The 20,153-nt window shown below is 48.5% G+C and carries 20 protein-coding genes; 1 reads left to right on the top strand and 19 read right to left on the bottom strand.

Annotation, left to right across the window (positions count from 1 at the left end):
• Nucleotides 1-3: 3 nt before the first annotated feature.
• The 7 genes from soxB to soxC all read right to left on the bottom strand — a co-directional run bounded on the left by soxB (nt 4) and on the right by soxC (nt 6,607).
• Nucleotides 4-1,725, bottom strand: coding sequence for a thiosulfohydrolase SoxB (soxB, locus tag ICE94_RS07815; RefSeq protein ID WP_216151062.1), 1,722 nt, complete (start codon nt 1,723-1,725; stop codon nt 4-6).
• Between the two features lie 87 nt (nt 1,726-1,812).
• On the bottom strand, nt 1,813-2,421 hold the full coding sequence (gene soxX, locus ICE94_RS07810; protein ID WP_216150598.1) for a sulfur oxidation c-type cytochrome SoxX: 609 nt from the start codon (nt 2,419-2,421) through the stop codon (nt 1,813-1,815).
• Nucleotides 2,422-2,437: 16 nt separating this feature from the next.
• Nucleotides 2,438-3,238: a sulfur oxidation c-type cytochrome SoxA gene (gene soxA, locus ICE94_RS07805; protein WP_216150596.1), complete on the bottom strand. Its 801-nt coding sequence runs from the start codon at nt 3,236-3,238 to the stop codon at nt 2,438-2,440.
• Between the two features lie 67 nt (nt 3,239-3,305).
• Complete coding sequence (soxZ, locus tag ICE94_RS07800; RefSeq protein ID WP_216150594.1) at nt 3,306-3,617, bottom strand: thiosulfate oxidation carrier complex protein SoxZ; 312 nt, start codon at nt 3,615-3,617, stop codon at nt 3,306-3,308.
• 49 nt (nt 3,618-3,666) lie between these two features.
• Nucleotides 3,667-4,122 (bottom strand): thiosulfate oxidation carrier protein SoxY, encoded by a 456-nt coding sequence (gene soxY / locus ICE94_RS07795; RefSeq protein WP_216150592.1) that lies wholly within the window; start codon nt 4,120-4,122, stop codon nt 3,667-3,669.
• A gap of 87 nt (nt 4,123-4,209) precedes the next feature.
• Nucleotides 4,210-5,262, bottom strand: coding sequence for a c-type cytochrome (locus tag ICE94_RS07790; RefSeq protein ID WP_216150590.1), 1,053 nt, complete (start codon nt 5,260-5,262; stop codon nt 4,210-4,212).
• Nucleotides 5,246-6,607, bottom strand: coding sequence for a sulfite dehydrogenase (gene soxC / locus ICE94_RS07785; protein ID WP_370623786.1), 1,362 nt, complete (start codon nt 6,605-6,607; stop codon nt 5,246-5,248). The genes ICE94_RS07790 and soxC overlap by 17 nt, the downstream gene beginning before the upstream one ends.
• 317 nt (nt 6,608-6,924) lie before the next feature.
• Here soxC and ICE94_RS07780 point away from each other — a divergent pair, with 317 nt between their 5' ends.
• Entirely contained in the window at nt 6,925-7,932 is a 1,008-nt protein-coding gene (locus tag ICE94_RS07780; RefSeq protein WP_216150589.1) for an MBL fold metallo-hydrolase, read from the top strand.
• 34 nt (nt 7,933-7,966) lie between these two features.
• Here the strand turns inward: ICE94_RS07780 and ICE94_RS07775 are convergent, their stop codons facing one another.
• The 12 genes from ICE94_RS07775 to asd are packed head-to-tail and all read right to left on the bottom strand — an operon-like array spanning nt 7,967 to nt 20,119.
• The gene (locus ICE94_RS07775) at nt 7,967-9,160 is read right to left on the bottom strand and encodes an O-succinylhomoserine sulfhydrylase (RefSeq protein ID WP_216150587.1); all 1,194 of its coding nucleotides are present in this window, start codon (nt 9,158-9,160) and stop codon (nt 7,967-7,969) included.
• 10 nt (nt 9,161-9,170) lie between these two features.
• Nucleotides 9,171-10,712: an amidophosphoribosyltransferase gene (gene purF, locus ICE94_RS07770; RefSeq protein ID WP_216150585.1), complete on the bottom strand. Its 1,542-nt coding sequence runs from the start codon at nt 10,710-10,712 to the stop codon at nt 9,171-9,173.
• A 21-nt stretch (nt 10,713-10,733) separates the two neighbouring features.
• Nucleotides 10,734-11,246 (bottom strand): CvpA family protein, encoded by a 513-nt coding sequence (locus ICE94_RS07765; protein WP_216150583.1) that lies wholly within the window; start codon nt 11,244-11,246, stop codon nt 10,734-10,736.
• Nucleotides 11,247-11,269: 23 nt separating this feature from the next.
• Nucleotides 11,270-11,956, bottom strand: a complete 687-nt coding sequence (locus ICE94_RS07760; RefSeq protein WP_216150581.1) for an SPOR domain-containing protein — start codon at nt 11,954-11,956, stop codon at nt 11,270-11,272.
• A 50-nt stretch (nt 11,957-12,006) separates the two neighbouring features.
• Nucleotides 12,007-13,314, bottom strand: coding sequence for a bifunctional tetrahydrofolate synthase/dihydrofolate synthase (gene folC / locus ICE94_RS07755; protein WP_216150579.1), 1,308 nt, complete (start codon nt 13,312-13,314; stop codon nt 12,007-12,009).
• Nucleotides 13,314-14,186, bottom strand: a complete 873-nt coding sequence (gene accD, locus ICE94_RS07750) for an acetyl-CoA carboxylase, carboxyltransferase subunit beta (protein ID WP_216150562.1) — start codon at nt 14,184-14,186, stop codon at nt 13,314-13,316. Before accD ends, folC begins: the two co-directional genes overlap by 1 nt.
• A 1-nt stretch (nt 14,187) precedes the next feature.
• Nucleotides 14,188-14,985, bottom strand: a complete 798-nt coding sequence (trpA, locus tag ICE94_RS07745; RefSeq protein WP_216150560.1) for a tryptophan synthase subunit alpha — start codon at nt 14,983-14,985, stop codon at nt 14,188-14,190.
• 7 nt (nt 14,986-14,992) lie between these two features.
• Entirely contained in the window at nt 14,993-16,186 is a 1,194-nt protein-coding gene (trpB, locus tag ICE94_RS07740; protein WP_216150558.1) for a tryptophan synthase subunit beta, read from the bottom strand.
• 17 nt (nt 16,187-16,203) lie between these two features.
• Nucleotides 16,204-16,869 carry a phosphoribosylanthranilate isomerase gene (locus ICE94_RS07735; RefSeq protein WP_216150556.1) on the bottom strand — a complete coding sequence of 222 codons (666 nt, stop codon included), beginning with the start codon at nt 16,867-16,869 and terminating at the stop codon, nt 16,204-16,206.
• 8 nt (nt 16,870-16,877) lie between these two features.
• Nucleotides 16,878-17,702: a tRNA pseudouridine(38-40) synthase TruA gene (gene truA, locus ICE94_RS07730; protein ID WP_216151058.1), complete on the bottom strand. Its 825-nt coding sequence runs from the start codon at nt 17,700-17,702 to the stop codon at nt 16,878-16,880.
• A complete protein-coding gene (locus ICE94_RS07725; protein WP_216150554.1) occupies nt 17,702-18,985 on the bottom strand; it encodes a FimV/HubP family polar landmark protein in 1,284 nt (427 codons plus the stop codon). Before ICE94_RS07725 ends, truA begins: the two co-directional genes overlap by 1 nt.
• Complete coding sequence (gene asd / locus ICE94_RS07720; RefSeq protein ID WP_216150552.1) at nt 18,986-20,119, bottom strand: aspartate-semialdehyde dehydrogenase; 1,134 nt, start codon at nt 20,117-20,119, stop codon at nt 18,986-18,988. It lies immediately after the preceding gene.
• Between the last annotated feature and the right edge of the window lie 34 nt (nt 20,120-20,153).

The raw sequence follows: 20,153 nt of genomic DNA, 5'->3' as shown, positions 1-20,153 counted from the left end.
TGCTTATGCAGCGAAACCAGGGTTGCCCTTGGCGCCTTCAATTTTCGGCATATTGAGAGATTTGGCCTTGACGGTTTTAATATCTCGCAAATAGCGTGAGACCACATCCCAAATCGGCTCACCGCCAGCTTGTTTGGCTTCTTCAGCAACGGGAGCCCAGCCAGCCACTTTGTAGTTCTTGTTCGCTTCAATGGGCTTGCCATTTAAACGCATCTCCGTAATACGCTTGCCAGCTTGCCCCATCGGGTTAATCGCATATTGCAAACCACCGACACGCACCATATCACCCCCCTGCTGATAGTATGGATCAGGGTTAAAGAGGTTATCGGCAATGTCTTCTAATACCGTTTTGATCATCTCACCCGACATATTAGTGACCGTGGTCCATGGGTAAGTAATCGCCGTTTGATCCATCACATGTTCCATAGTGATGGCATCACCTGGCAATAAAGACGTTCCCCAACGGAAACCCGGCGAGAACGCAATCTCAGCATTTTTGACAGCCATCAAACCATCGAGAATCAACTGATCAAAGCTGCCATTAAAGTTACCGCGGCGATATAGCAAACCTTCGGTAATCGCTAACTTCTCACCGAGCTTAGACTCATAAGGTGCGCGAATCTTATTAATCAATTGATTCATCGTCGCATCAGCGGGTAAGAGATCTGAGAACACTGGCATAAGCTTATAACGAAAATCGGTAATCTTGTTACCACTGACTTTGAAATCAAGCACACCCAAGAACTTACCGTTAGAACCTGCATTGGTCACCAATGTGACGCCACCTGCATTTTTAACTTTCACAGGGTTGGGCACGCCATCATGAGTATGCCCGCCTAAAATGGCATCAATACCCGTTACACGGCTAGCCATTTTGATATCCACGTCCATACCATTGTGTGAGAGTACGACAACCACTTTGGCACCTTTGGCACGCACTTCGTTGACCATTTTTTGCATATGATCGTCTTGAATACCAAACGTCCAGTTAGCCACCATATAACGTGGGTTAGCAATCGGGGTGTATGGGAAAGCCTGTCCGATCACGGCCACTTTGACACCATTCATCTCACGAATCACATAGGGATCAAAGACTTGATCACCAAAATCATTCGTCTTGATGTTTTGCGCTAAGAATGAGACTTTACCTTTGAAGTCTTTTTCGACGATTTCTTTCACGCGCTCTTCACCCAGGGTCATTTCCCAGTGTGGCGTCATGATATCTACACCAAGCGCAAGACAAGCATCGACCATATCCTGACCATTGGTCCATAAAGCGGTACCAGAACCCTGCCAAGTATCACCACCATCTAAAAGCAAGGCGCCTGGGCGACTAGCCTTCATTTTTTTAACTAGCGTAGCCAAATGAGCAAAGCCCCCCACCTTACCGTAACTCTTGGCCGCAGCCTCAAAATTCAAATAAGTAAAGGCATGCGCTTCGCGCGTACCTGGCTTGATGTTGTGGGCCTTGAGGAGGTGTTCACCGACCAAATGCGGCGTTTTACCAAACTGATCGCCAAAGCCTAAATTGACATCCGGTTCACGGAAGTAGATCGGCTTTAATTGTGCGTGACAGTCGGTGAAGTGAAGAAAGTGCACGTTACCAAAACGTGGCAAGTCATAAAACTTGTTGGCTGCAGCTTGAGCCATAGACTCATTACTTTCTAGGACCAAACCGCCGGCAGATGCGACCGCCAAGACTTGTAAAAACTCTCTCCGATTCATCGACATATATATTTCTTTCTATTTTTCTAAATCAATCAATAAAAAAAGACCACCCGCCAAGCCTCAGGTGGTCTTCATCACAAACAATTACTTATTCACTGGCGATGCAGGATCCAATAACAAAGCCATCACGTGACGCATTTGGTCTTCTGTGAGTAATTTGTAATGACCAAAACGTGGCATATTGCTACATGCGTTATAGGCCTTGGCGTTGTAGATCTTGCCCCAGGTGTACTGAATCACGGCTTCGCTATTGCCACGAATTTTGCCGTAGTTCCACAGTGATGGACCAATCGTGCCGTGTGAAATTTCTTTCTTATCGATTTGGTGACAGTTGTAGCAACCACCGCCTACGACCGTATCAGCCTTATCTGTCCATGTCGCACCACGACCACTTTGCGCAATGCGCTCACCCTGCTGCCAATCACCGAGATACTTACCGTCACTGGGCAATTTGACAGTGGCTAAATTCGCTTTTTCAATGGCCTCACGCTTTTTGGCATCACCCTTACCCACTAGCACAGCAGGATCAGAACAAAACTTTTGCGCATCATCTTGGTTCAAGCGATCCATAGTAGCAATCCCATTAGCCTGAAAACTGTTGTAATGGGCTTTTTCAAATTTAGATTGTGCCTGCACACCACTCATTGCTAAGGTGAGTACCAGACCACTAACTGTATAGCTTATTTTTTTCATATTCTTGTCTCCTGGATTAACGCTTCAAGCCTGGGGTATTCATCTTGCCACCGTTACCATTGGCACCCATGAATACTTGCAAGGCAATCGTTACATCAGAGGTATAAATGGGTTCTGGGAAGCGTTGCTGACGATAACAGTCATTCAAACGACGCTGCATAGTCCAAAAATTACCGCTCGATACACGATAAGCCGGCCAAGCACCATAACCCAAAGCCGCGCCTTTTTGCTCAATCAGATTAGGCAAATCTTGTAAACGAATACGCTTGCCATCTTCACCGTGACAGGAGGCGCAGGAGAAGTCCATCGGGCCACCCTGGAAGTAGAAAGCGTATTTACCCATTTGGTACATTTCTTTTTCTTTAGGGTGCTTCGTTGAGATGTTAATGGTATGACCCTTAGCTGCCGTCACCACATAAGCAACAATGGCCTCAACATCCTTACGCTTACCCTTTTCAAAGCCAGCACTGATGATTTCTTTCGGGTCATAACCTTGCAGTCTTTCCATACAGGTCAGAATGCGTGACTCAAGATCTTGTACTTTATTGGTATCTTTGAAGTATCTAGGTAGTTCAGCAGCAGCGCCCTTCACCACTCCCGGCCCTTTACCCAAATCACACTTCTCTAGTGATGCATTTTTCGGACCCATGGGCTTTTTCCACAAATCCTCACCCGCAGCTTCATATAACTCAGCGGGGTTGCCATCTGCGATCATTTCGCGATATTTGGCAATATCATCCGTGGCGCTTTGCGCGAAAACCAATGTGGCTGTCGCTGACAAAGAGACCAATAAAGCACTCTTATAAAGTTTTTTCATGCTAGCTCCTCTTTAGCAAAGAACCCCGGAAATATGCTTTTGCGGGGTTCTTGTTTTTTATATCTGCTTAGCTAATTTTTGCTTCGTCAGTACGTTTACCGTTTTTGTTATCCACCCAAGTAATCGTCACTGCATCACCCTTAGCGCCACCTTTGAACTTAAAGTTCAAGAATGGGTCTTTAGATACAGCAGGACCAAATTGGCCTTCAAACACTGTTTTGCCTTTGCAAACAGCAGTCACAGTTGTAATAAAGTGTGCTGGAATCACCTTACCAGAAGCATCTTTGCGCTGGCCAGTTTCCATATCGTGCTTCATTAGCACTTTCACATCAACAACACCACCGCTCTCACTAGCACGAACGCGCATTGGATCTGACATATTCTTTCCTTTCGATACTCAATTAATTAGTTAGCTTGATCGTGGGGCATTAACCGCCGCAACCGCCCAAAGTTACTTTGACTTCTTTGGTCGTCACAAACCACTTGCCATCTGCCTTGACTAATGCGTGAACGTTAGAGGTTTGACCCATCTTGACACGCGTAGCAACGAATGGCTCAGAATCGGCTGTGAGCAAGAACTGTGCAGCCATGGCACTCGGATTCTTCTCTACCAAGATAGCAATTTGCTGAGTCTTAGGCAATGTAGTGGTCACACCCACAGGCACAACCGCACCGTTTTCAGCGATATCAGGAGCATTGATCGTAATACCACCTGATTTGTCGGCTGAAGAGCCACCGAGTGACTTCAACACATCATCCAATGTCTTACCATCAAATGCTGCCTTGTTCCACTCTGCTGCTTCTGCCTGACTGATCAGACCAGTTGCTGCCATCAAACCAATCACTGCAGTTAATCGCAGCGCTTCACGACGTTTTAGGTTCATATGAACTCCTTCTAAAAAAACTCTTTAAACACCAATAATGTCTTTTGTCACATTATCATTTTTCAATGTCTTCGACTAGCTAGGATATCACTTACCCGTGAGCATCCAGCGCACCATCACCTCAACATCTCCTGCAGGTACATGAGCATGAGGTGGCATAGGTACAGCCCCCCAGACTCCAGCACCACCCACAATCACTTTCTTTTGCAAAACGGCCATTGCATCGGCTTTGCCCTTATATTTGGCCGCTACTTCTGAAATGGCAGGGCCAATCGCACGGCTAGCGGGCGCATGACAAGTCTGGCAATTATGCTTTTTAAATAAGCCTTCAGGTGTAATTGACTCAGCCGCAGATACTTTGATCAGTTCTGCACCCTTACCCGGCATCCTAGCTAATGGCGGGCGGGTGGTGTCCACACCGCGGTAGGGTCCATAGGGTCTGTTTTGTAGGGCTAAATTCTCATGGGCATTTCTGGCGTAATCAGGCAAGAAAGAACCGATCGAGACGTGGGCCGCACAGTTAGTCATACAAGCAGTCGCCTTGACATCAGGCTTACCACCTTCGTTCCACATACCGTGAGCTTTAGTCATACCATTGCGGTTAGGCATACGCGCTTGCACTTCAGCAATATTTTTATCGCTCAAAGTAAAGTCCTGCGGCACGATTTCGCCCAAGGCAAGAATGTAAGCCAAGACCGCATAGGTATCGTCGACTGTGAGTGTACGCGGCGCATTCCATGGCATGGCACGATAGATGTAGTCCCAAAGCGTTGATACGGTGGCGACCTTCATCAAGGTCGTCCGCTGCGGTTGTTTTTCACTAGTCAGAGAAGCGACTCGGCCAGTCTTAATATCTTCGGCAGTGGTGCCGCCGACGATCGGTGTAAAGACTTCGTTAGACTCACCAAAAGTACCGTGACAGGAAGCACAACGCCCTTCCCAAATCTCCATGCCGCGCGCTGTATCACCTGAGCCCTTAGGCAAACCCTTGAAATCTGGACGAACATCGATATCCCAAGCAATGACTTCTGCTTTAGTCGCAGGGCGACCAATGCCTTGATATTTTGCTTGCGCTAAGGCTTGAGCTGAGACACCGCCTAGCAAACCTGCGACTAGCAACCAATTAGCCAACTTGAACATTGCTTACCTCCCCGTTCGGATCCACTTTCCAGGCCTGGATGGCGTTGTTGTGATAGATCGAGCGCGTACCGCGCACTTCACGTAATTGTTTAATCATAGGCTGCACATAACCTGTATCGTCAATGGCGCGTGACATCAAGATAGCTGGTGCACCATCCCAATTCCAATCGATATTAAAGCGAGTGATCGCCTTAGAAAGAATCGGGGTTTCAAGACGTGCTGTACGCCAATTATTACCACCGTCAAAGGAGACGTCGACTCGCCTAATCTTGCCGCGACCTGACCAAGCCATACCACTGACGTTGTAAAACCCTTTGTCTAATAATTGCTGACCACCGGATGGGGTCGTGATCACAGACTTACACTCCTGAATCGTGGTGTACTGACGGTGCAAACCGTTCGGTAACAGGTCAATGTAGTGCACGGCTTCATCTTTAGTGGCATAGGGCATATCGCCTACTTCAATACGACGTAACCATTTCACCCAGCTCACGCCCTGTACACCAGGCACTACCAATCGTAGCGGATAACCATTTTCGGGGCGTAACATTTCACCGTTCATCGCCCAACAAACCATGACATCTTTTAAAGCAGCATCCATTGGAATGGTGCGTGTCATGCCTGAACCATCACCACCTTCAGCAAGAATGTATTTGCCTTTTTTCAGATCTGCACCCGACATATCTAATAGAGTAGAAAGAAGCACACCTGTGAACTCACAGCAAGACAACATGCCATGGGTGTACTGTACAGAAGGTACAGCCACATTACCCCACTCTAAGCCAGTGTTCGCGCCACACTCAATAAAATGAATACGCGAGACCGAAGGTAGGCGCATGAGGTCATCCATCGTGAAGACCATTTCCTGCTTGACCATGCCATTGATCATTAAACGATGTTGCGCAGGGTCAATGTCATACCAACCCTGGTGATGACGTTCAAAATGCAAACCGTTGGGCGTGATGATGCCAAAGAAACCCTGCAAAGGTGCAAATGCGACAGATGCCGCTGAAACCCGTGTTAATCCGGGTGATTCACGACGTTGTAAATTCGCTTCCCATTGCGATGGCATACCGTAAGGGCGTGCAGCAACAGGTTGACCTAAAGTCATCTGCCAGGGTAATTTATCCAAGATGACTTTTTCGCCATCGGCCGCAAGAGCCTGACTAACCGCACCCCCTGCAGTAGCGGCACCCAGGGCTGTAACGAAACTCTTACGCAAAAAGCCACGGCGCGTTTCATCCATACCATGTTGGTAAACTTGATCTGCTAGATCTTGTGTAACGAAATTCTCAGGCGCACGACGCAAGCGACCGAAACGAATCGATTTTTTTTCTGTAGTCACTAGGACCCCCCAATCAACAAAAACTCTTTGAATTGTTATTAATAGTTATGGTGCGATTATTCATCTTATTGATACTTTTATGAATATGTTTATTCCATAAGTGTTCTCAAAATCAGCTCTAACTAGGGTATTTACTAAGTCGCCCAATCAAAAAAGAAATAGTCACTTAGTTATTTTTTATAAGTAAAAAGTTGTCTCTTATCGCTCCTCAAAACACTGCATCGAATAGTTGCCTTAAACGGCTAATTGACACCTTCACCCGTTCAAAAGGATGATGTGGTGTATAAAAATTAAATCACTGTAGTCAATGAGGGCCCATGAAAACTAATCCAGCGCGTCGGCAGCTTTTGAAACTCTCTTTAGGTGCCACAGTCATTGCACTCACCCCACAGGCGATTGAGTTTGCAAAAGCAGCGGAGGACTTTATCAAGGGACCACCGATGAAAGACATTCGCCCTGAAAAATTAGGCCCCCATGTCTGGATGATTTACTCCCCCGATGGTTTTCCGACCGCAGAAAACTTAGGCATGATGGCTAACATTACTTTTGTCGTGACCCAAAAAGGGGTTGTGATTTTAGATAGTGGCGCCTCTGTGCAGATTGGTGAAATGGCGATTCGCATGATTAAAACCATCACCAGCAAACCCGTGATTGCCATTTTTAATTCACACTACCACGGCGATCACTTCCTCGGTAATCAAGCCTTTGTAGAAGCGTACGGTAACATTCCTATCTACGCCCACCCGTACACTATCGAACAAATTAAGGGTATCGAAGGCAATGCTTGGCGAAACTTAATGGAACGCTGGACCAACCAAGCGACTGCAGGGACTAAGGTGATCCCACCCACACATGCGGTTAAACATGGCGATCTATTTAATTATGGCGATGTGCGCATCAAGATTCATCATTACGGTGTGGCACATACCCCCGGCGACATATGCATGCAAGTCATAGAAGATCGCATTACGCACGTAGGTGATATTGCGATGGAAAACCGGATTGCGAATATCGATGATGGGTCTTATGTAGGTACTTTTAAAACTTATGCCGCATTAAGCAAAGCAACGGGCGAACAACTCTGGGTTCCCGGGCACGGTCATGCCACCAAAACTTTACTGAAAGACTATGGTGAATTTTTAGCGGGCATCTATGAAAGCTGTGTACAGGCTGTCAAAGATGGTCAAGACCCCAGCGCTGCTAAAGCATTAGTCCTAAAAGACCCTCGCGTTGCAAGGCGCGCTAAGACTATGGCAGGCTTTGAAAGCAATATCGGTAAATATACGAGTCTGGCTTATCTGGAAGCCGAGAAGGAAGCGTTCTAAAGTAAGCGTTTAAATAGTCAGGTCTACGAACTGCTTACAGGCCGCGCAAATCAGCTTTGATGTCTTCTAAATGCTCAAGGCCAACAGCAATACGTACCAAGCCCGGAGTAATACCTGCAGCTAAGCGCGCCTCTTCACTGACGCGTACATGCGTGGTAGTCGCTGGGTGCGTAATGGTAGTACGCGTATCCCCCAAATTGGCTGTGATCGATAGTAAGCGCGTCTGATTAATCACACGCCAAGCTGCCTCTTGACCACCTTTGAGCGTGAACGACAAAATCGGGCCGCCCATGCTTTGTTGACGCTTGGCTACTGCGTGTTGCGGATGGCTCGGTAGATCAGGATGGTAAACACGCTCAACTGCTGGCTGCTGCTCAAGCCAAATAGCCAAATCACGGGCTGTTTGACTTTGTTTTTCCAAACGCAAGCTCAATGTTTCCAATCCCTTAAGTACCACCCAAGCGTTAAAAGCCGAGAGTGTCGGTCCACTAGTGCGCACGAAGGGAAATACTTTACCCATGACAAAGTCTTCGGTACCGACAATGGCACCGCCCAAAACACGACCCTGACCATCCAAATACTTCGTCGCTGAATGAATCACTACATCAGCACCTAAAGCAATCGGCTTTTGTAATGCAGGCGTACAAAAACAATTGTCAACTACATAGAGTGCCCCAGCCGCTTTGGCAATTTTTGCGATGGCGGCAATGTCAGCTACCTCTGTGAGAGGGTTGGACGGGGTCTCCAAATAGAACATCTTGGTATTAGGTTTGACGGCCTGTTGCCAACTGTTTAAGTCGGCCATATCGACATAGGTCGTCTCAATCCCAAAGCGCCCCAAGATATTGGTGAAGAGTTGAATCGTTGCACCAAAGACCGAGCGTGAGCAGACCACATGGTCGCCGGCACTCAAATGGGCCATAGCGGTGGTCATGATGGCTGACATACCCGATGAAGTCGCGATACACGCCTGACCACCCTCTAAAGCAGCCAAGCGATCTTGAAACATCGCTACTGTCGGATTAGTAAAACGTGAATAAATAAATCCTTTTTCAGCATTGGCAAAGCCGTGTGCCGCCTCTTCTGCACTATCAAAGCAAAAACTAGAGGTCATGAACAAGGCTTCAGCATGTTCATTAAATTGCGAACGACGCACCCCTGCCCGCACACCAATGGTCTCATTGTGTAACTGGGAAAAATCAGGTGGGGTCCGTTTTTTATCACTCATAAGGGCTATCTTACTCTTGTGAGGCCAATTGCAAGTGCAATTGTGAACGCGCTAAGTCTGAACTCTCTGCTTTTTGACGATCCGCAATGGCTTTAGGCGAGTTTCTTGCCGCCTCTAGAGCATCTAAATAAGACTCTGTGATATCACCAGTGACATAGTGACCATCAAAGCAAGAGGCATCAAAGTTTTCTATCTTGGGGTTGATGTCGCGCACGGCACGCTTCAAATCTTCAACATCTTGATAGATCAGTTGATCAGCGCCGATCAACGCGGTGATTTCAGCATGGGTACGACCATAGGCTACCAACTCACTGCGCGTCGGCATATCGATGCCATACACGTTCGGATAGCATACAGGAGGTGCTGCAGATGCAAAGATCACTTTCTTCGCACCGGCATCGCGCGCCATTTGGACGATCTCATAAGAGGTTGTACCACGCACAATCGAATCGTCGACAATCAAGATGTTCTTGTCCTTGAACTCAAAACTCATCGCATTGAGCTTTTGACGGACTGATTTCTTACGCATAGCTTGGCCCGGCATGATGAAGGTCCGACCTACATAACGATTTTTAAAGAAACCTTCGCGATAAGGCACATTGAGTAATTTGGCAACCTGCATCGCTGCTGGGCGACTTGAATCCGGAATCGGCATCACCACATCAATTTGAGATGCATCGGTTTCTCGGGCGATTTTTTTAGCGAGGTAATCGCCCATGAGCAAACGGACGTCATAAACAGGCACACCATCAATACATGAATCGGGTCTTGCTAGATAGACGTACTCAAAGATACAAGGGTTTAAGACTGGATGGGCGGCACACTGACGACTCTGAAAACTACCATCAGCACCAATAAAGATGGCTTCACCCGGCGCCACATCTCGCACAAAAGTAAAACCAAGACCTTCAAGTGTCACTGACTCTGAGGCAATCAACCACTCTGGGCCTTGCTCAGTGTCTAAGCGACCGATACACAATGGACGAATACCAAAAGGATCTCTAAATGCTAAAAGACCATAACCAGCAATCAGTGACACGACAGCGTAGGAGCCCTTGAGTCGTGTATGCATTTGCGTCACCGCATTAAAGACGGCGCTAGCATCTAAAGCAATGCTATTGGTGGCACGCTGAATTTCATCGGCCAACACATTGAGCAAGACCTCTGTGTCAGAACTCGTGTTGATATGACGGCGATCGCGATAGAACATCTCATCACGCAAACTAGCCGCATTGGTAAGATTACCGTTATGCGCCAAGATAATGCCAAAGGGAGCGCTGACATAAAAAGGTTGCGCCTCTTCTTCACTACTGGCAGATCCTGCAGTCGGGTAACGGACCTGACCGATCCCCGCATTCCCCGGTAAGCTGCGCATATTGCGTGTTCGGAATACGTCACGCACCATGCCGTTGGCCTTATGCATTGAGAACGAACTACCATTCATGGTGGCAATACCCGCAGCGTCCTGACCACGATGCTGCAACAACAAGAGCGCATCGTAGAGCAATTGATTTACTGGACTATTGCCTATGGTTCCGACAATTCCACACATAAAAACCCCTAGCGTTACAAATTAATTTGCACGCCCAGATAACTGGGCGGCCCATTCATCAGGCAACCATGCGCGCGCCATTCCTGAGAGTAACTCAATTGCTGGTAAAGACCAAGCTTTGCGCCACTCCGTGGTCTGACTCACACTCGTCATTGCTGCCAAACTACTCAAAATAATCACAATCAATAAACCTCTGACAAAACCAAAGGCAAAACCTAAAAAGCGATCCATGGGGCTTAAACCAGCACTCGCTAGTAGCTTTGCCACAAAGCGCCCCGTTAAACCAAAAACAATCAGAGTGATGATGAAGAGAATGACAAAACCCAAAGCCATGCGAGTCATCTCGCCACCGGGCACTCCCGTTAACCATTCTTTGGCAAGCCAAGTGGAATAGTGATAACTGACCCACGCTGCAGCGACCCAACCAATCAAAGCAAACAACTCACGCACCAAACCACGCCAGATACCGATCAGAGCTGAAACCGCTAAGACAGTACCAAACACAATATCGACAAGGGTGAAGTGTAGGTTCATGGCGGCTGGGCGTGCTTGTCGTTTTACTCAGGTTTCTTGGCCACCACTTTGGGTGATAGGCCCACGTATCGAATCTTCTTTTCTGCTGCATCAGCAGCCGCTCGATCTGGGTAGGGTCCTGAGCGCAGTAAGTAGAGCTTTACACCCTCTTTATTATTTCTAGTCTCGACGTAAGTCGCTACTTTTTGCTCAGTAAGCTTAGCCTGCCAATTTTTAACACGCTCTTCGGATGAGAATGCGCCAATTTGTACATAAAACTGACCCTCTGTCTTGCTTGATTCACGTACAGTTTCTTTTGGCGTTTCTTTAGGACTTTCTTTTGCCACTTCCTTAGTAGCACTGCGATTTTCTAAGATCGCTAGAACCTCTTCACCTTTATCTAAAGTTTTGGCAACCGGCGGAACTTTCTCAACCTTGCCATCCGACTTAGACTCAGGCTTAGCATCCGCTTTCACTTCAGGCTTAGCGTCTGGCTTGGCTTCTAACTTCTCTTTACTGCCTGGCTGAATAATTTGTATGGCGATGTCATTGTGTTGCTGCTTAGGATTAGCATCAAAAATCATCGGCAAGCCGACTACCGCAATGAGCACCAAAAAAATCGCGCCAATCAATCGATGGCGCGCGCGCTGACGTTCTGGATCTTCCGTGAGGTTGTCCTCGACCGCTAGATTGGTCTTGGCTTGGGTTCGATTTAAAAATGGTAATCGCATGCAAGTCTTTAGTTAAGGGCCCACTTCATCTTAGGATTTTGTTACCACCATCAATGAGCTTTGGCATTGCGATACGCCATCACACCAGAGACTGTGTAAAAAGATCCGAATACCACCATTCTATCACCCTCACCTGCTTTTTCTAGCGCTGCAGCATAGGCTAAACCGAGTTCTGTAAAGGTTTGGATCGTATGATCCTTGTCCTCCTTAAAGCCAAGCTCTATGAGACGCTGACCAATGTCTTTTGCAGACATGGCGCGCTGCGTGGGTAGGTCACACAAATACCAATGGTCAATCAGACCCAACATAGGCCGCAACACACCGTTCACGTCTTTATCAGCCATGACACCAAAGACACCGAGGGTGTAGGGGTGGTAAGCCATGTTTTCAAGGTTTTGCGCTAAAGCACTGCTAGCATGGGGATTGTGCGCCACATCCAAGATGATGGTCGGACGACCCGGTAAGACTTGAAAACGTCCTGGCAACTCGACCCAAGCTAAACCATTGCGAATTTCTTGGGCCCCCACAGGCAAACGCTCACGAACCGCTGTCAAGGCAGCAATCACTGCCGAAGCATTGAGCAGCTGATTGGCGCCACGCAAAGCTGGATAACCCAAACCAGATAGACGCTTACCGCGTCCTGCCCAGCCCCACTGCTGTTTGTCACCTTGGAAATTAAAGTCTTGCCCTATTAACCATAAATCAGTACCGATCGCTTTGGCATGATCAATCAGACTGGCTGGTGGCACAGGATCGCCACAAATCGCAGTGCGGCCCGATCTAAAAATATGCGCCTTTTCATAAGCAATTTTGTCGCGTGTATTTCCGAGATACTCCATGTGGTCCATATCAATCGAGGTGACAATCGCCACATCAGCATCCCATAAGTTGACGGCATCTAAACGTCCACCCATACCAACTTCCATAATGATGGCATCCATACCGCTGTGCGCGAATAGGTGCATGATGGCCAAAGTGGTGAACTCAAAATAAGTCAAACTCGGCGGGTCATCTAAAGACACCCGCGCTTTTTCTACAGCAGCAAAATGCTCTAGTAATTGCTCATCGCTAGCCATCTCACCATTGATCCGAGCCCTTTCATTGAACTTCAGAAAATGTGGTGAGGTATGACAAGCTACTTTATAGGATGCCGCTAAGAGAATACTCTCGAGCATGGCACAAGTGGAACCCTTACCATTGGTACCACCCACAGTAAATAGAATGGGTTTAATCGGGAAATTGAGTGCCTCTTTGACGCGCCCAATCCGACCTAAACCCATATCAATACCAACAGGGTGAGCCTGCTCGAGGTACTTTAGCCAGTCATCTAAATTGGAAAAAAGTTTTGCTTGCGACATCAAGCAACAGCATCGCTGGGTTGCTTTAGCAAGATCGCCAAAATATCAGCCAACTTGCGACGCATCTCGCGACGATCGACAATCATGTCCACACCGCCCTTTTGCATCAAAAACTCTGAGCGCTGAAAACCTTCAGGCAATTTTTCACGGACGGTTTGCTCAATCACACGTGGTCCAGCAAAACCAATCAAAGCCTTCGGCTCAGCCATCACCACATCACCCATAAAGGCAAAACTAGCTGAAATACCACCCATCGTTGGGTCTGTTAAGACGCTGATATAAGGTAGGCGGGCTTGCGCTAACTTGACTAACATAGCGTTGGTCTTGGCCATTTGCATCAGCGACAGTAAGCTTTCTTGCATACGCGCACCACCGGTGGCAGTAATGCAGATAAATGGTACTTTTTGCTCTAGAGCAGCTTGTGCGCCGCGCACGAAACGCTCACCCACGACAGAGCCCATAGAACCACCCAAGAACTCAAACTCAAAGCAGGCAACGACGACAGGGATGGAATGAATCGCGCCAGAGACCACGACTAAAGCATCGGTCTCTCCTGTGCTGTCCATCGCATCTTTGAGACGATCTGGATATTTCTTAGTGTCACGGAATTTGAGGGCGTCGACAGGCACCACCTCTTGACCAATTTCATAGCGCCCCTCAAGATCCAAGAGTTTGTCTAAACGCTCACGTGCGCCAATACGCATATGGTGATCACATTTTGGGCAGACACGTAAATTGCCCTCTATGTCATTGCGATATAAGACAGCCTCACAACTCGGACATTTAATCCATAAACCTTCAGGCACACTCTTACGCTGCGCAGGGTCGGTATGCTGAATACTAGGGGGGAGTAATTTATCGAGCCAGCTCATCTTATCGGTCCAAGGCCTCGCGGATCTCTGTAATAAAGGATTGGAGTGATTGTACTCTCTTGGCCGGGTCGGCTTCCTCTAATAATTGGACTATCTTGCTACCAATCACGACGCCATCCGCTGTCTGGCTCACCGCTACGGCAGACGCTGCATCGCGTACGCCAAAACCGACGGCAATCGGGACTGTCGTAGCCGCACGAATTTGCGGAATGATGCTCGCCACTTCTTGGGTGTTGAGGTTCGCAGCCCCTGTGACGCCTTTGAGGGATACATAATAGATATAGCCCTTGGCCAAGGCACCTACCTGAGCAATACGCTGGGGAGATGAAGTTGGGGCTAAGAGAAAGATAGGATCGATATCTGCTTGAGCGCAGGCTTTGGCAAAGTCTTCACACTCCTCAGGAGGATAGTCGACGACCAAGACACCATCGACACCGGCAGCTTTGGCACTCTTGACGAAGTTCTCAGCCCCCATGCGCTCAATGGGATTGGCATAGCCCATCAAAACGATGGGTGTGGTCTGATTGGTTTTCCTAAATTGGGCCACCAGTTCAATACAGTGCTTGAGTGTCATACCGCGAGCCAAGGCACGCTCTGAGGCTCTTTGAATTACTGGACCATCAGCCATGGGGTCCGAGAATGGCACCCCTAGCTCAATGACATCCGCACCACCCGCTACTAGGGCGTGCATGAAATCCAGTGTGAGGCCAGCTTCGGGATCTCCAGCCGTGATAAAAGGCACTAAGGCCTTGCGTTTTTTTTCTGAAAGTGCGGCAAAGGCCTGCTGAATTCTTGACATGTTTTCCTTACAACTGAAGTCCTGATACCTGAGCAACGGTATGCATATCCTTATCCCCTCGTCCCGAGAGATTGACCAAAATGGTTTTATCTTTGGGCAAGGTTTTTGCCAGTTGAGTGGCATAAGCAATTGCATGACTACTCTCTAAGGCTGGAATAATGCCCTCAATCTGACAACACTCATGAAAGGCTTTGAGCGCATCATCATCGGTCACTGCAACATACTGGGCACGTTTAGAATCTTTTAACCAAGCATGCTCGGGACCTACACCAGGGTAGTCCATCCCTGCAGATACCGAATGGGTCTCAGCAATCTGACCATTCTCATCTTGCAATAAATAGGTCCGGTTACCATGCAAGACACCGGGGGTACCTGCCACCAATGCGGCTGAATGTTCTTTCGTATTCAGGCCATGACCAGCTGCCTCAACGCCAATGAGTTGCACACCAGGGACATCAATATAGGGATGGAAGATACCCATGGCATTCGATCCACCACCCACACAAGCCATCACGTAGTCTGGCTGACGCCCAATCATCTCCGGCATTTGTGTTTTACATTCTTCACCAATCACACTTTGAAAGTCTCTGACCATCATGGGATAAGGATGTGGGCCGGCAACCGTACCAATGATGTAAAAAGTGTTTTCAACATTGGTGACCCAATCACGCATGGCTTCATTAAGCGCATCTTTGAGTGTTTTGGTACCTGACTCTACCGGCACTACTGTTGCACCCAAAAGCTTCATGCGATAGACGTTTTGCGCTTGACGGGCTACATCCACCGCACCTTGGTAAACCACACACTCCAAACCAAAACGAGCACAGATCGTTGCTGTGGCTACACCATGCTGACCTGCTCCAGTCTCAGCGATGATGCGTTTTTTACCCATGCGCTTGGCCAGCATCGCTTGGCCAATCACATTATTGATCTTGTGTGCGCCGGTGTGATTTAAATCTTCGCGTTTGAAATAGATTTGCGCACCACCATAGCTATCACTCATGCGCTTGGCGTGATAGATGGGTGAAGGCCGGCCGACAAAATGTTTTAGCTCACGATGAAACTCAGCATGAAAGTCAGGGTCGCGTTGATACTTAGCGTAGTTCTCTTTAAGCTCATTCAGAGCATACATCAACGTCTCAGAAACAAAGACTCCACCGTAAGGTCCAAAGTGACCACGTGCATCTGGAAAATCGTACATATCTGACCTCTTATTGGCTACTTGCTATGAGCAAGTTGTACAGCATCGACAAAAGCTCTCATGAGCTCTGGGCTTTTTTGTCCCTTAGCGATTTCAATGCCACTGGAAACATCAACCGCTAAAGGCGCTAGACGAGTGATGCCCTCGCCCACATTGTGCGCGTTCAATCCACCACTCAAAACGACCCGATGCGCGTTTTCTTTTGCCCATGTTGGAGGTATTAATGACCAATCAAATACATGCCCACCGCCCCCATAGCCTTCGACAAAGGCATCGAGTAACCAAGCGTGGGCTTTTTGATATTGTATAGAAAAATCGCCTAAGTCAAAGCCCGGGGAAATCCGCGCCGCTTTCATCCAAGGGGTATTGCCGGCAATCTCAGCACAGCGCTCTGGGCTTTCATCCCCATGAAATTGCCACAAGGTAATGGTTAAGCGCTCTTGAATGCGGGCCACTTCGGCATCACTGGGGTTCACTACCAAACCCACGACATCCATGCCTCCTGGCATACGGGCACTCAAAGTGGCTGCCAATTCAGGGGATACCGCCCGGGGACTGGGTGGGTAGAAGACAAAACCTAAGGCATCCACACCCATGCCCACTGCGGCATCGACATCCGCAGGGCGAGTCAAACCACAGAATTTAATTCTGGTTTTACCCGGGGTGCGTGTCAAAAGGCCCATAAGACCGATTATCCGGCAAAGAGCCAGGCAGGTAAAACACTAGCTGCCAAATTGGCTTTAGGAATCTGGTAGTGCTCCGGATAACTCACCCCAGCCAAATACAAGCCATCGGGCATGAAAGTGGGTGCTGCCGCCTGACGGCTTTTAGCTTCTAAGACGGTTTTGACCCAATCAGGGCTTTGTTTACCTTGCCCCACCATCAACAAAGTACCGACTAGATTTCTGACCATATGGTGCAAAAATGCATTACCCCGCACCTGAAAATAGACCCAAGGTCCTTCTGCGTGAATACTCAGGTCATGAATCGTCTTTATCGGGGTATGACTCTGGCATTCGGCCGAACGAAAGGAACTGAAATCATGTTCACCGAGTAAATATTGAGAAGCCGCCTGCATCGCTTGGACATCCAAACGCTGACCGGGTGGCAGCATCAGGTAACCGGCTTGTCTATGCAACAGAGGCGCCGGGCAAGGTCCTGTAAAGAGCGCATAGACATAGTGTCTTTGCGTAGCGCTAAAACGCGCATCAAAGTCCGCTGGCACCACTTGAGCCCATTGCACCGCTAACTGCCTGGGCAAATAAGTATTGATACCCCGCACCCACGACCACTCAGTACGCTCCACCTCGGCATCAAAGTGGACTACCTGCCCCAAAGCATGTACACCCGCATCCGTACGACCTGCAGTGGTGGTTTTCAGGCAAGTATGGGGAGCGCCAATGAATTGCACGATGGCTTTTTCTAAAGCATCTTGTAGGGTGTCTTGATGAGGTTGCGTTTGCCAACCATGATAGGCACTACCATCGTATTGCAAACCTAAAGCCAAGCGCATGATTAGCGCTGCTCGTCGATTTGTGCAATCAAGGCTTTGGCAGCAATTGTGATGTCAGGGTCGACCTGATTGCTCACAGCCAAGATCTCATCTAAGCTGCGGCGAGCTGCACCAAAATCCTCGATAGTGATGTATGCCCTGACCAAATTGAGCTTAACTCGTAAGGTCTCAGCGCTCGGTAACTCTTCATCCGCTGTTTTGGTAGGCGAAATGGCCGCCGGAGCAGGCGTATTCAAATTCAGATCGAGGCTAGCAAATAATTGAGCAGCATGTGCAGGCATCGGTGCCTGGGCTTCTCTTTGCTTAGCATCGTTTTTAGAGAGCTTCAATAAGACAATCAAAGCTAACAATACAAATACGGCCAAGGCCAAAGGACCCCCGTAATTTAGCCAATGTCCAGCGCTTGCAACAGGTGCAGACTCGCCCTGAGCAATAAGCTTTTTCAGATCTGCAATATTTTTCTCTAATTCAACAATGCGCTGCTTCGCATCAGCCAAGGCTTTTTCTTGCACCAGCAACTCTTCCATGCGGCGCTTCGCCTCACCACTGGCACCCGGTGCTGGCCCTACTTGCAATCGGTCACCCGTTGTCTGAATCGCCTCTTTCACAACTTGTGCCAGCGGCGCACTCGCCTGACCTCGACGATAAGCTTGATCGGCAGCTTGTGTGATTTGTTGAGCCTCATTCACAGGCACACTTTGCACTGTGGCTGCACTGGGGATCTGCAGCTGTGCACCTGCGGCCAAGCGATGAATACTGCCGCTGACAAAAGCCTGAGGATTGGTTCGATATAAAGCGATCAGCGCCTGATCAAAGTTAGCCCCTTCAAATTGAGGCAAGACTCGTGTAGCAATGTCAGACAAGGTCTCGCCCGCCTTGACTTGAATCTTGGCTTGATCACCCACTAAGAGCGTGTAAGCACGACGCACCAAACCCGCTGACCAACGCAACTCAATGAGAGCGTCTAAAAAAACTTCATTAGGCGCAAGCTTGAGAACCTCAGGCGACTGAATCACGACTGCCGTCGCTTGACCTTTGGCATCTTTTTCTAAACTGAGCTGCAGTTGCGCTTGAGTACTCGATGCAGCAATGCCTAAACGCGCATAAGTTTCTGCATTGGCAAGTGCCACAGAGAGATCTGCGACACCAGCGGCTTCCAGAATCTCAACCCGGGCCTTAAAGGCTTGGCTCGGCGCTGACTGAATTTGTAAATTCCCCAAGCTGACAGCATGCACCACCCCCCAAGCGAGGAGTTGGGCTACGATGATCAGCTTGGCTAAGTTCAATTAACGCTCCAAGAGAATACGTAACATACGACGTAATGGCTCAGCAGCACCCCAGAGCAATTGGTCGCCCACAGTAAAGGCTCCTAAATAATCAGGGCCCATCGCTAATTTATGTAAACGACCCACGGGCACTGTCAAAGTGCCTGTAACTGCTGCAGGCGTGAGCTCACGCTCTGTGATTTCACGCTCATTAGGCACAACCTTCACCCAATCATTGGCACTCGCTAAGAGACCTTCGATCTCAGCTAAGGGCACATCTTTTTTGAGCTTCACCGTCAGACCTTGTGAATGGCAACGCATGGCGCCAATACGTACACACAAGCCATCAATTGGAATACTGCCTGGACTTCTAAAGGCTGGATTGCCTAAGATCTTGTTGCACTCAGAGCCACCCTTCCACTCTTCTTTACTTTGTCCATGCTCAACAGGTACATCAATCCATGGGATCAAACTACCCGCTAACGCGGTATTACGGAAGTTCTTAGTAGGGAAACTCGCTGAACGCATGGTCTCTGAGACTTTGCGATCAATATCCAAAATGGCTGATGCTGGGTCTGCGAGCTGCGTCTTGACTGCATCATGCAAAGCTCCCATTTGCGAGAGCAGTTCACGCATATTCTGGGCACCGGCACCCGAGGCAGCCTGATAGGTCATGGCACTCACCCATTCGACCAAATTATTCTTGAATAAACCACCCATCGCCATGAGCATCAAGCTCACAGTACAGTTACCGCCCACCCACAAATTGCCGCCTTTGGACAGTGCTTGATCAATCACGGGACGGTTCACAGGATCCAAAATAATGACGGACTCATCTACCATACGCAATGCGCTCGCCGCATCAATCCAGTGACCTTTCCAACCTGCAGCACGAATCTTAGGATAGACCTCTTTGGTGTAATCACCACCCTGACAGGTGATGATGATGTCGCAACGCTTGAGTGCCTCAATGTCATCGGCAGCAAAGAGTTTTTTCTCGTTCTTAGCCATCGCCGGCGCTGCACCACCCGCATTACTAGTACTGAAAAAAACGGGCTCAATATGCTCAAAATCTTTTTCGTCCTGCATGCGCTGCATCAGAACGCTACCGACCATACCACGCCAACCAACTAAACCTACCAATGGAGTTGCCATCACGACACCTATTTAAAAATATGAATACGAAACT

Origin of the sequence: Polynucleobacter sp. MWH-Loch1C5, assembly GCF_018881775.1 — a bacterium.
Taxonomy (GTDB): Bacteria; Pseudomonadota; Gammaproteobacteria; order Burkholderiales; family Burkholderiaceae; genus Polynucleobacter.
This window is presented reverse-complemented; position numbering and strand designations above follow the sequence as displayed.

What these genes read in the sequence shown, in the direction of transcription:
- folC (WP_216150579.1), bottom strand. Translation starts at nt 13,314, where the DNA reads ATGTCGCAAGCAAAACTTTTTTCCAATTTAGATGACTGGCTAAAGTAC.
- ICE94_RS07735 (WP_216150556.1), bottom strand. Translation starts at nt 16,869, where the DNA reads ATGGGCCTTTTGACACGCACCCCGGGTAAAACCAGAATTAAATTCTGT.
- ICE94_RS07760 (WP_216150581.1), bottom strand. Translation starts at nt 11,956, where the DNA reads ATGCGATTACCATTTTTAAATCGAACCCAAGCCAAGACCAATCTAGCG.
- soxX (WP_216150598.1), bottom strand. Translation starts at nt 2,421, where the DNA reads ATGAAAAAAATAAGCTATACAGTTAGTGGTCTGGTACTCACCTTAGCA.
- ICE94_RS07790 (WP_216150590.1), bottom strand. Translation starts at nt 5,262, where the DNA reads ATGTTCAAGTTGGCTAATTGGTTGCTAGTCGCAGGTTTGCTAGGCGGT.
- purF (WP_216150585.1), bottom strand. Translation starts at nt 10,712, where the DNA reads ATGTGTGGAATTGTCGGAACCATAGGCAATAGTCCAGTAAATCAATTG.
- ICE94_RS07775 (WP_216150587.1), bottom strand. Translation starts at nt 9,160, where the DNA reads ATGAGTGATAAAAAACGGACCCCACCTGATTTTTCCCAGTTACACAAT.
- trpB (WP_216150558.1), bottom strand. Translation starts at nt 16,186, where the DNA reads ATGTACGATTTTCCAGATGCACGTGGTCACTTTGGACCTTACGGTGGA.
- soxA (WP_216150596.1), bottom strand. Translation starts at nt 3,238, where the DNA reads ATGAAAAAACTTTATAAGAGTGCTTTATTGGTCTCTTTGTCAGCGACA.
- soxY (WP_216150592.1), bottom strand. Translation starts at nt 4,122, where the DNA reads ATGAACCTAAAACGTCGTGAAGCGCTGCGATTAACTGCAGTGATTGGT.
- ICE94_RS07765 (WP_216150583.1), bottom strand. Translation starts at nt 11,246, where the DNA reads ATGAACCTACACTTCACCCTTGTCGATATTGTGTTTGGTACTGTCTTA.
- ICE94_RS07780 (WP_216150589.1), top strand. Translation starts at nt 6,925, where the DNA reads ATGAAAACTAATCCAGCGCGTCGGCAGCTTTTGAAACTCTCTTTAGGT.
- soxB (WP_216151062.1), bottom strand. Translation starts at nt 1,725, where the DNA reads ATGAATCGGAGAGAGTTTTTACAAGTCTTGGCGGTCGCATCTGCCGGC.
- trpA (WP_216150560.1), bottom strand. Translation starts at nt 14,985, where the DNA reads ATGTCAAGAATTCAGCAGGCCTTTGCCGCACTTTCAGAAAAAAAACGC.
- accD (WP_216150562.1), bottom strand. Translation starts at nt 14,186, where the DNA reads ATGAGCTGGCTCGATAAATTACTCCCCCCTAGTATTCAGCATACCGAC.
- soxZ (WP_216150594.1), bottom strand. Translation starts at nt 3,617, where the DNA reads ATGTCAGATCCAATGCGCGTTCGTGCTAGTGAGAGCGGTGGTGTTGTT.
- asd (WP_216150552.1), bottom strand. Translation starts at nt 20,119, where the DNA reads ATGGCAACTCCATTGGTAGGTTTAGTTGGTTGGCGTGGTATGGTCGGT.